10 protein-coding genes and 1 pseudogene are annotated in these 10,340 nt (G+C 31.0%); 7 read left to right on the top strand and 4 right to left on the bottom strand.

Going from position 1 to position 10,340, the window contains the following annotated elements:
* Window positions 1–590: pseudogene (locus AACZ53_RS11380) on the bottom strand (hypothetical protein); the annotation flags it as partial.
* A gap of 163 nt (window positions 591–753) precedes the next feature.
* Between AACZ53_RS11380 and AACZ53_RS11375 the strand changes: the two are divergent.
* The 4 genes from AACZ53_RS11375 (at window position 754) to rocD (ending at window position 5,041) form a co-directional block, all read left to right on the top strand.
* On the top strand, window positions 754–2,373 hold the full coding sequence (locus AACZ53_RS11375; RefSeq protein ID WP_339838463.1) for an ATP-binding cassette domain-containing protein: 1,620 nt from the start codon (window positions 754–756) through the stop codon (window positions 2,371–2,373).
* A gap of 65 nt (window positions 2,374–2,438) precedes the next feature.
* The gene (locus AACZ53_RS11370) at window positions 2,439–2,981 is read left to right on the top strand and encodes a DUF1697 domain-containing protein (protein WP_339838466.1); all 543 of its coding nucleotides are present in this window, start codon (window positions 2,439–2,441) and stop codon (window positions 2,979–2,981) included.
* 119 nt (window positions 2,982–3,100) lie between these two features.
* Window positions 3,101–3,511: an OsmC family protein gene (locus AACZ53_RS11365; protein WP_339838459.1), complete on the top strand. Its 411-nt coding sequence runs from the start codon at window positions 3,101–3,103 to the stop codon at window positions 3,509–3,511.
* A gap of 249 nt (window positions 3,512–3,760) precedes the next feature.
* Entirely contained in the window at window positions 3,761–5,041 is a 1,281-nt protein-coding gene (gene rocD, locus AACZ53_RS11360; protein ID WP_339838456.1) for an ornithine--oxo-acid transaminase, read from the top strand.
* A gap of 54 nt (window positions 5,042–5,095) precedes the next feature.
* Here the strand turns inward: rocD and AACZ53_RS11355 are convergent, their stop codons facing one another.
* Both AACZ53_RS11355 and AACZ53_RS11350 read right to left on the bottom strand, forming a co-directional pair.
* The gene (locus tag AACZ53_RS11355) at window positions 5,096–5,422 is read right to left on the bottom strand and encodes a CCC motif membrane protein (RefSeq protein WP_339838454.1); all 327 of its coding nucleotides are present in this window, start codon (window positions 5,420–5,422) and stop codon (window positions 5,096–5,098) included.
* Between the two features lie 23 nt (window positions 5,423–5,445).
* Window positions 5,446–5,724, bottom strand: coding sequence for a DUF2752 domain-containing protein (locus AACZ53_RS11350; RefSeq protein ID WP_339838452.1), 279 nt, complete (start codon window positions 5,722–5,724; stop codon window positions 5,446–5,448).
* Window positions 5,725–5,830: 106 nt separating this feature from the next.
* Between AACZ53_RS11350 and AACZ53_RS11345 the strand changes: the two genes are divergently transcribed.
* On the top strand, window positions 5,831–6,385 hold the full coding sequence (locus tag AACZ53_RS11345) for a Smr/MutS family protein (protein WP_339838450.1): 555 nt from the start codon (window positions 5,831–5,833) through the stop codon (window positions 6,383–6,385).
* A 1-nt stretch (window position 6,386) separates the two neighbouring features.
* Here AACZ53_RS11345 and AACZ53_RS11340 read toward each other — a convergent pair whose 3' ends face one another.
* Window positions 6,387–6,908: a hypothetical protein gene (locus tag AACZ53_RS11340; protein WP_339838447.1), complete on the bottom strand. Its 522-nt coding sequence runs from the start codon at window positions 6,906–6,908 to the stop codon at window positions 6,387–6,389.
* Window positions 6,909–7,053: 145 nt separating this feature from the next.
* On the opposite strand from AACZ53_RS11340, the gene AACZ53_RS11335 reads away from it, so the two are divergent.
* Window positions 7,054–8,832 (top strand): MFS transporter, encoded by a 1,779-nt coding sequence (locus AACZ53_RS11335; RefSeq protein ID WP_339838445.1) that lies wholly within the window; start codon window positions 7,054–7,056, stop codon window positions 8,830–8,832.
* A 124-nt stretch (window positions 8,833–8,956) separates the two neighbouring features.
* Window positions 8,957–10,081 carry a cysteine desulfurase family protein gene (locus tag AACZ53_RS11330; RefSeq protein ID WP_339838443.1) on the top strand — a complete coding sequence of 375 codons (1,125 nt, stop codon included), beginning with the start codon at window positions 8,957–8,959 and terminating at the stop codon, window positions 10,079–10,081.
* Window positions 10,082–10,340 lie beyond the last annotated feature (259 nt).

The following is a 10,340-nucleotide window of genomic DNA, read 5'->3' as shown; positions in this document are numbered from 1 at the left end:
TAAACCTCTTTCTTATAATAATGGGGTAATTCTAAACTAGCTATTGCTAAGGAATCAAAATTAGCATTCCATTCATTTTTTGATTTATGTTTTTCATAAACCTTTTTTCTAAGGGCATAACTGGAATCAATGTTTTTAATAAAATCTTTTGAATTTCTAAAAAACACATCATACATACTCGAACGATCTTTTTCATTTAAAAGATACATTTCCATTAGATAATTATTTTTTTCACCACCTCTTCCACAAAAAACTATGGAGTTGTCAAAATCTTTAGAATTAATCATTACCATTAAACTATCATTTTTGTCAAAATATACATATTGATATTCTGGTTGATGTTTAAAAATATATAACCCTGGAGTTAAGGAATCAAATTTGTGTAGAAAACGATTTTTTTTGTCTAAAAATATAGTGTCAATTACTTCATTGTCTTTTAGAAATAAGACATAATTTGTTTGAGGATTAATAACCTCGCCACCAAAATAAGCTGTAAAATCTTCATCACTGTGTTTTTTGTCACAAGATGTAAACATGCCTAATGATAACAATGCTAGAACTGAAGGTAATAAATGTAAATATTTTATCATGCTATATTATTTCGAAAACAAATTTATAGTTTACATTTTAATGGCATTGTTAAAGCATAGTTAAATTAAACCTATTATTATTCTAAATAAGACCATAAAAAACTACGAATTTAACACAAAAAAGTAAACGTAATTTACTACTTTTGCAAAAAATATATTTAGCATGTTAACAGTTTCTAATTTATCGGTTCAATTTGGTAAACGTATATTATTTGATGAAGTAAACGCTACCTTTACCCAAGGTAATTGCTACGGAATTATTGGTGCAAATGGTGCAGGAAAGTCAACTTTCATGAAGATTATTGCAGGAGATATGGATCCAACTGCAGGAAGAGTGATTCTTGAGCCAGGAAAACGTATGTCGGTTTTAAATCAAAATCACAATATGTTTGACGAAAATACGGTATTAGAAACAGTTTTGATGGGTAACAAAGTTTTACATAAGGTGAAAGCCGAAATGGATGCTTTATATTTAGATTATAATGAAGAAAACGCCAATAGAATAGGAGAGTTGCAGTTGCAATTTGACGAAATGGATGGTTGGAATGCGGAATCTGATGCAGGTTCAATGCTTTCTAATTTGGGGATTTCTGCTGATTATCACTACAATTTAATGGGTGATTTGGAAGGGAAACTAAAAGTCCGTGTCTTACTAGCACAAGCTCTTTTTGGAAATCCAGATGTTTTAATTATGGATGAGCCTACCAATGATTTGGATTTTGAAACAATTGGTTGGTTAGAAAATTTCTTGGCTAATTATGAAAATACAGTTTTAGTAGTTTCGCACGATAGACACTTTTTAGATTCAGTTTGTACACATATTTCAGATATTGATTTCGGAAAAATTAATAACTACTCTGGAAATTATACGTTTTGGTATGAAAGTAGTCAATTAGCAGCGAAACAAAAAGCACAACAAAATAAAAAAGCTGAAGAAAAGAAAGCTGAATTAGAAGAGTTTATTCGTCGTTTTTCTGCCAATGTTGCCAAATCTAAACAAGCAACTTCTCGTAAAAAAATGATCGATAAGCTAAATTTAGACGAAATCAAACCTTCAAGCAGAAGATATCCAGCGATTATTTTTGATACAGAAAGAGAAGCAGGTGACCAAATATTAAACGTACAAAACTTAAGTGCTTCGACTGATGGAGAAATTTTGTTTAAAGATGTACATTTAAACATGGCAAAAGGAGATAAAATTGTAGTTTTCTCTAAAGATTCTAGAGCAACAACAGCTTTTTATGAAATCTTAAACGGAAACCAAAAACCTGATTCAGGAGAATTTGATTGGGGAATAACAACAAACCAATCGTATTTGCCAGCAGATAATCATGCTTTTTTTGAAAGCAAGGACTTAAATTTGGTAGATTGGTTGCGTCAATGGGTAAAAACAGAAGAAGAAAGAGACGAAGTATATATTAGAGGTTTTCTTGGAAAAATGATTTTCTCTGGTGAAGAAGCGCTAAAAAAATGTAACGTTTTATCGGGTGGAGAAAAAGTACGTTGTATGCTTTCTCGAATGATGATGATGCGTGCCAATGTATTAATGTTGGACGAACCAACCAATCACTTGGATTTGGAATCTATTACAGCCTTTAATAATTCATTAAAAAACTTTAAAGGTTCAATGTTGTTCACAACACATGACCACGAATTTGCACAAACTGTAGGAAACAGAATCTTCGAAATAACACCAAACGGAGTTATAGATAGATACATGACATTTGACGAATATTTAGATGATCCAAAAATTAAGGAACAAAGAGCTAAAATGTATAATTAATTGAAAAGCTAATATTATAAACACTAAATCCCAATTTTTTAAGTTGGGATTTTTTATATCTTTACATTATGAAACACCTAGCACTACTAAGAGGAATAAACGTATCAGGGCACAACATGATTAAAATGGATGCTTTAAAAAGCATGCTAGAAAAGATTGGATTTCAGAATATTGAAACCTATATACAATCAGGAAATGTGTTTTTAGAATCAGAAGATGAAAATGCACAAAGTGTTGGATTTACTATTAAACAAGAAATAGTAAAACAATTAGGTTTTGATGTTCCTACAATTGTAATCAACAAATCGGATTTAGAAAAATGCTTGACCAATAATCCATTTTTCAAAGAAAAAGATATTGATACTAAGAAACTATACGTTGCTTTTATCTCAAAAGAATTAAACAATAACGCTTTAAATGATTTAAAAATAAGTCAATTCAAACCAGATGAAGCATTCATAGATGGAAACAGAATTTACATGAAGTTAGAAACTGGAGCAGGAAATACTAAATTGACTCAAAAATACATCGAAAAAAAGTTAAATGTAACGGCAACTTCAAGGAATTGGAACACCGTAAATAAGTTGCTAGAAATGTTTGAAGAATAGCATTTGTAAGTTTATCATATAGTTATTTTTTATTTATGAATTGGTTATATCAATAAATGCAAGAGTGATTTCCAAATTGCTTTTTTGTAACTTTATAAAATAACCAATAAAAAATAAACATGAAAAGAAATGCCACAGCCGTTTGGAACGGTGACGTTAAAACAGGAAACGGAAAAATATCAACACAAAGTACGGCTTTAAATAATGCACAATATTCATTCAAAACACGTTTTGAAGATGGAGTAGGAACAAACCCAGAAGAATTAGTTGCTGCAGCACATGCTGGTTGTTTTTCTATGCAACTGTCAGCTTTTATTGGAGAATTAGGTCATAAGATAGAAAGTATCCAAACTAAGTGTGAAATAAACTTAGTAGAAGGTTCAATCATTGGTTCGCATTTAATTGTAGAAGCTAAAATTGACGGAATTTCTGAAGATAAATTTCAAGAATTAGTGACTAAAGCGGAAAAAAATTGTCCAATATCAAAATTATTAGACACTGTAATCACTTCAAGTGCTACTTTAGTTTAAGTTTGTAATTAATTATAAATTAATCAAATCCTTTATTTTTAATAGAGGATTTTTTTATTTCAATAAAGTTTTTAATTGAATTAGAAAGCCGATTTCAAAAATTAGAATTTGATTTTTCTTTTTGGAATTTCTTTTTCTTACATTTGTAGGGTATGGATGATTTCTCTCCAAAAGAAGGAATCTTGCCTATCAAAAGATAGGTTGATTTTAAAATAACCCATAACGAGTTTGGGTATAAAAAATTCATTTATGTCAGTTTTAGAAAAAAATGCTGCTAATCATGCAATTGCTTTAGAGGATCAATATGGTGCTCACAATTATCATCCACTTCCAGTTGTATTAGCAAAAGGAGAAGGAGTTTATGTTTGGGATGTTGATGGAAAAAAATATTATGATTTTCTTTCAGCTTATTCAGCTATAAATCAAGGACATTGTCATCCTGCAATTATTGGAGCGATGATTGAGCAAGCCAAAACATTAACCTTAACTTCTCGTGCTTTTCACAATGATAAATTAGGAGTTTACGAAGAATACATTACAAAATACTTTGGTTTTGACAAAGTATTACCGATGAATACAGGTGCTGAAGCTGTAGAAACGGCTATCAAAATTTGTAGAAAATGGGCTTATGAGAAAAAAGGTGTTTCAGAACAAGAAGCACAAATAATAGTTTGTGACAATAACTTCCACGGAAGAACTACAACTATTATCTCGTTTTCAAATGATGAAAACGCCAGAAAGAATTTCGGTCCGTTTACGGCAGGTTTTATCAGAATTCCTTATGACGATATAGAAGCTTTAGAAAAAGCCATTAAATCATCTAAAAACATAGCTGGTTTCTTGGTTGAGCCTATTCAAGGTGAAGCTGGAGTTTATGTACCAAGTACAGATTATTTAGCCAAAGCTCAAAAAATATGTAAAGACAACAACGTTTTGTTTATTGCAGATGAAGTTCAAACCGGAATTGCTCGTACGGGTTCAATTTTAGCGGTTTGTGGAGATTGTTCTTGTGAAAATGCTTGCGAAAAACAAGCAACTTATGTTCAACCAGACCTATTAATTTTAGGAAAAGCTTTATCTGGTGGAGTTTATCCAGTTTCAGCTGTATTGGCAAATAATGATGTCATGAATGTTATCAAGCCCGGACAACATGGTTCGACTTTTGGAGGAAATCCAATCGCTGCTGCTGTAGCTATCGCTGCTTTAGATGTAGTTAAGGATGAGAACCTAATTCAAAATGCTAGAAAACTTGGTGATTTATTCAGAAGTGAATTAAATAAATATATAGAAACTTCTTCGATTGTTTCTTTAGTTAGAGGTAAAGGATTGCTTAATGCAATTGTCATAAACGATTCAGAAGAAAGCGAAACCGCTTGGAATATCTGTATGAAATTGTCTGAAAACGGTTTATTAGCAAAACCAACTCATGGAAACATCATTCGTTTTGCACCACCTTTAGTAATGACAGAAGAACAATTGTTAGATTGTGTTTCAATAATTACCAAGACTTTAAAAGAGTTTGAAAAATAATATATTGTTTTAAACAACAAAAAAGGCTTTCAGAAATGAAAGCCTTTTTTGTTGTTATCTATTGCTAAACTGTCTAATCAGTTCTTCAAGTTGTTCTTGTTGTTCTATGTCTTTTCCTGTGACTTTCATGTAGATGTAGTAGATTATTGTAAGTATACTTAAGATAAAAGCAACTAAGTTTACAATTTTCCAAGTGTTTACACCTTTTAAGCTATATGTTTCAGGGTCTTGATTGTAGACATCAGTAGCTTTTTTAGCCAAGAATAATCCTATTCCTGATAATACAAGACCTCCAAATCCACTGGTACAACAGCATCCGATATAAGATACTATTCCAAGAATCATTATGGCTTGTTCGTTAGGTAGTTTTTGTTTTTCCATTGTTTAAATTTAGTTTATTGGTTTTAGTTTATATAAATTTTATAAAAATAACTCACAACCATTATAACGCCATTTGCTACTGCAAGAACAGCTATGGGTGTTAAATAGTTTCTTTTTTTATCTAGTAAGTGTAAGGTTATGGTAAGGCCAAATAGGAGTAACGTATAAATTGCAGGAAACATTTTAAAGGCTTCAATGAATTCGCCGTCTAACAATAAAGCTAAAGATCTTTGTGTTCCGCAACCCATACAGTCAATTCCAAATATTGATTTGTTCATACAGGGAACCATATATTCTTCCATAAAATTAATTTTATTTGCATACAATTTTACAAATAAAAAATGTAATTGTAGTTAAATCCTTTAATCTTTTTTACTTTTGATACTGAAATAATTAAATAAAAAAGCAATGTCAGATTTTCAAATAGGAGATAAAGTTTCAGTTTTAGACGATGCGATTGATGGAGTTGTTACAGGAATAAATTCTGATCAAATTACCATTGAAACAAGCGATGGTTTTCCGATGACATATTTTGTCAATGAATTGGTTAAAAATTTAATTTCCAGTGACTTGAGAGGCTTTATCTCAAACTCTGCTATAAGTCAAGTAAAAGCTGAAAAACAAGAAGAAAAAAAGCGAACTTTTACTAAAGATAAGAAATCTTCAAGAGAAGTTTTTGCATTAGAAGTAGATTTACACATCGAAAAACTAGTCCCAAATAAAACCGGATTAAGCAATTATGATATTTTAAATATACAAATGGACACTGCAAAACGACAAATGGATTTTGCTATTCGTAACCGAATTCCTAAGTTGGTTTTAATTCATGGAGTTGGTGAAGGAGTTCTAAAAAGTGAATTAGATTTCCTATTAAGACGATACGAAAATATAACAGTCCAAGAAGCCAATTACCAAAAATATGGTCAAGGTGCTATGGAAGTTTATTTTTTACAGAAAAAGTAAATTAGATTGTTGTTTGGTAGCTTCCAACTAAATATTCTTCAAAACTAAAGCTATTAGTACCATTTGAAAAATTTACATTTACAAGTTTGAAAGAATAAGTATATCCTAGCAAAGTTGTTCCGTCTGTGTCGTAACGTTGGGTTGTAGTTACATCAATTGTTCCTCCTGATGCTTTCCATTCATTGGTTACAGTTGGACTTGCAGGTGCAATTGTACTACAAATAGTTGTTGTTGTTACAGTGTCGTTGTATAATCTATATAACACTGAAGTTGTTGAAGCATCAATTTCGTAAGATTTTGTGTAGGGAAAAGCGGTTTGAGTTGGATCATAAGTATAAGGCTCAGCCGTAATATCTAATAATAATAACTCATCATTATTTATTTTATATAAAAAAGTCTTGTTAACATCTGAACACTTTTGAATTTCTTGACCCGAAAAATTAAAAGACTCAAGCGTAATGTCACCATCATCACAAGAATTGAACATAAAAACAATTGATATAAGGAATAAAAGCTTTTTCATTGGGAAATATTTTTAGCAAAAATAACTTTAATCTTTATATTATAAATTTTTTTTGATAAAATTATGATATTAAAATCATTGAAAACCTTTTCAAATTAAAAATTCTACTATATTTGAAAATTAACAAACCAAATTAAAAATTTAGATGAGTTCACTTATAAAAACTAATTACCCAGCACTTTATACTTTAATAACTGTGTTCTTCTTTTGGGGATTTATTGCTGCTGGAAACAGTATTTTTATTCCTTTTTGTAAAAGTTATTTTTCTTTAGATCAGTTTCAATCACAATTAGTTGATTTTGCCTTTTATACAGCCTATTATATTGGTGCTTTATTATTGTTTGCTTTAGGAAATAGTTCCGGTAAAGATATTGTTGGAAAATGGGGATATAAAAAGAGTATAGTTTATGGTTTACTATTTTCAGCACTTGGAGCTGGAGCTATGATTATTGCTGTAGAAGCTAATCTATATGCAGGAATGTTAGTAGGATTGTTCATAGTTGCTTTAGGATTTTCATTGCAACAAACAGCTGCCAATCCGTTTGCTATTTTATTGGGTGATCCAAAAACAGGAGCAAGTCGTGTAAATCTTGGTGGTGGAATCAATTCATTCGGAACAACTATTGGTCCCATTGTAATTGCTTTAGCTTTATTTGGAACAGCTTCTTCCGTAACTGATGAACAAATAAAATTATTAGAATTAAATAAAGTAGTAATCTTATATGTTTGCGTTGGATTACTTTTCATAGCAGCAGCTGCATTATTCTACTTTTCAAAGAAAGTGCCCTCAGGTATTTCTGAAGAACCTATTGAACCAGCAAATAAAGCCCTAAAAACATTAGTTGTAATGACAATTTTATTAGGTGTAATGTTTACTCCAGTTTTTCAAAGTTATAAAAGCGAAGATGCTAAGACAATAGAATCCCTTCAAAAAGCAATTGACTTTGATAAAACGGATAAAAATATTGAAAAATTAAAAGATTATACAGGAGATGAATTAACTATTTATAGAATAGAAATGCAAACTAAAAGTGATAAATTAACTGAATTAAAGTCAAATTTAGAACACTACAGAATGTATTGGCTTTTTGGAGCTTTAGCAGTTATTATAGGAGGAATTTTATTCTCTTATACATCAGCTAAAAAGAAAGCAGAAGGTTGGGGAGCAATGCAATATCCTCAGTTGGTTTTAGGAATGCTTGCAATATTCACATATGTTGGAGTTGAAGTAGCAATCGGAAGTAATTTAGGTGAATTATTAAAACTAAAAGAATTTGGAGGTTTAGAATCTTCAGATATTGCACCCTATATTTCTATGTATTGGGGAAGTTTAATGATTGGTCGTTGGGCTGGTGCTGTTAGTGTTTTTGATTTAAAAGGTGCTAAGAAAACTATAGCTTTAATCATTGTGCCTTTAGTGGCTTTTGCAGTTATTCTTGGAGTTAATATACTTTCTGGAAAAGATATGAAACCATTATATTATTATGTATTCTGTGTTTTCATTCAAATTGGTGCTTTCTTTTTGAGTAAAGATAAACCAGCAAGAACTTTAACTATTTTTGGAACTTTCGGAATCATAGCAATGCTAATCGGTTTATTCACAACAGGAACAGTTGCCATCTATGCTTTCTTGGCTGGTGGATTAGCTTGTTCGATAATGTGGCCATCCATTTTTAGTTTATCTATTATTGGGTTAGGAAAATATACTTCTCAAGGTTCAGCTTTCTTGGTTATGATGATTCTTGGTGGTGGAATTATTCCGCCAATTCAAGGGAAATTGTCTGATATTATTGGAATTCACCAATCGTATATTGTTGCTGTTGTTTGTTTTGCTTACTTAACACTTTTCGCAATTTTAGTGAAAGGAATTCTGAAAAAACAAAACATCGATGTCGATGCTATAGAAGTAGAAGGTAGTCACTAATTTCCATGAAAATGAAAATCTCATTATCATAAATTCCAAATTCCAATTTTTTGCTAAAGTTGGAATTTGGAATTTCATTTTTGGAATTTCTTATTTGTATCTTTGCCTAAATTATTAAAATCGAATGTCAAAACGTATATATTTAGATAGTGCTGCTACTTCATCAGTACATCCAGAAGTTATTAAAGTAATGATTGAAGTATTGCAAAACGATTACGGAAACCCATCTTCAACACACAGCTTTGGTAGAAGTGCTAAAACTTTAGTTGAAACGGCTAGAAAAAGCATTGCAAAACACTTAAATTGTTCGGCTCAAGAAATTATTTTTACGAGTAATGGAACAGAAGCAACCAACTGGATTTTAACTTCTTTGGTAAAAACGCAACAAGTTAAACGTATCATTACTTCTAAGATTGAACATCATGCTACTTTATACACTGTTTTAGCGCTTGAAAAAGAATTTGGTATACAAGTTGACTTTGTTTCAATTTTGCCTTCTGGTGCGATTGATATGAAGCACTTAGAAACATTGCTTCAACAAGATATTCCGACTTTGGTTACGTTAATGCATGTGAATAATGAAATAGGAACGGTTTTAGACTTAGAAAAAGTATGTGCTTTATGTCAAGAAAATAAAGCTTTGTTTCATTGTGATACGGTACAATCTATTGGGAAAGAACTTCTTGATTTAACTAAATATCCTATTGATTTTATCGTAGCAAGTGCCCATAAGTTTCACGGACCAAAAGGAGTTGGGTTTACGTTTATTAGAAAAACGGCTTCCATAACACCTTTTACGCATGGTGGTTCTCAAGAAAAAGGATTGCGTTCTGGTACTGAAGCGGTTCATCAAATTGCTGGAATGTCTAAGGCTTTGGATTTGTGTATTGAAAACTTAGAAGCAGATAAAAAACACATTAGTGCTTTAAAAGCCTATTGTTTAGAGCAATTGAAATCCAATTTTGAAGGATTAAAAGTAAATGGTGAAGCTACTTTCTATAACATTGTTAATGTTTTGTTGCCCTTTTCGGAAGAGAAGACGGCTATGATCTTGTTTAATTTGGATATGAAAGGTATTGCAGTTTCGAGAGGAAGTGCTTGTCAGAGTGGAAGTATTAAGCCTTCTCATGTGTTGGCTGAGATTTTAGCTGATGAGGATATTAAGAAACCTTCTTTGCGAATTTCTTTTTGTCATGATAATTCTACTGACGATATTGATGCTTTAATTGATGGGTTGAGTGGGATTTAGAATTTAAAAGGCAGAAGTTGGAAATTGATATAAAAAAAGCACAGGTGAAATTTTACTTTCTCTGTGCTTTTCCCTTTTAAATTCAATTATTATGAGTTATTGAATGCTTTTTATGATGTTTGTTGCGATTTCGTTTTGACCTTCTTCGCTGGTGATATATTTTCTATCGTTTTCGTTTGAAATGAATCCTAGTTCTAAGGATATTGCTGGGCAATTAGATTTTTTTAAGATTGTAAAGTTGGCTTGTTTTACACCTCTT

Origin of the sequence: uncultured Flavobacterium sp. (assembly GCF_963975005.1) — a bacterium.
Taxonomy (GTDB): domain Bacteria; phylum Bacteroidota; class Bacteroidia; order Flavobacteriales; family Flavobacteriaceae; genus Flavobacterium.
The sequence above is the reverse complement of the archived record's forward strand: the minus strand, read 5'-3'. Positions and strand labels throughout refer to the sequence as shown.

Bases quoted from the DNA above. Each gene is read 5' to 3' on its own strand.
- AACZ53_RS11355 (WP_339838454.1), bottom strand. From the start codon at position 5,422: ATGGAAAAACAAAAACTACCTAACGAACAAGCCATAATGATTCTTGGA.
- AACZ53_RS11350 (WP_339838452.1), bottom strand. From the start codon at position 5,724: ATGGAAGAATATATGGTTCCCTGTATGAACAAATCAATATTTGGAATT.
- AACZ53_RS11345 (WP_339838450.1), top strand. From the start codon at position 5,831: ATGTCAGATTTTCAAATAGGAGATAAAGTTTCAGTTTTAGACGATGCG.
- AACZ53_RS11375 (WP_339838463.1), top strand. From the start codon at position 754: ATGTTAACAGTTTCTAATTTATCGGTTCAATTTGGTAAACGTATATTA.
- AACZ53_RS11330 (WP_339838443.1), top strand. From the start codon at position 8,957: ATGTCAAAACGTATATATTTAGATAGTGCTGCTACTTCATCAGTACAT.
- AACZ53_RS11340 (WP_339838447.1), bottom strand. From the start codon at position 6,908: ATGAAAAAGCTTTTATTCCTTATATCAATTGTTTTTATGTTCAATTCT.
- rocD (WP_339838456.1), top strand. From the start codon at position 3,761: ATGTCAGTTTTAGAAAAAAATGCTGCTAATCATGCAATTGCTTTAGAG.
- AACZ53_RS11365 (WP_339838459.1), top strand. From the start codon at position 3,101: ATGAAAAGAAATGCCACAGCCGTTTGGAACGGTGACGTTAAAACAGGA.
- AACZ53_RS11335 (WP_339838445.1), top strand. From the start codon at position 7,054: ATGAGTTCACTTATAAAAACTAATTACCCAGCACTTTATACTTTAATA.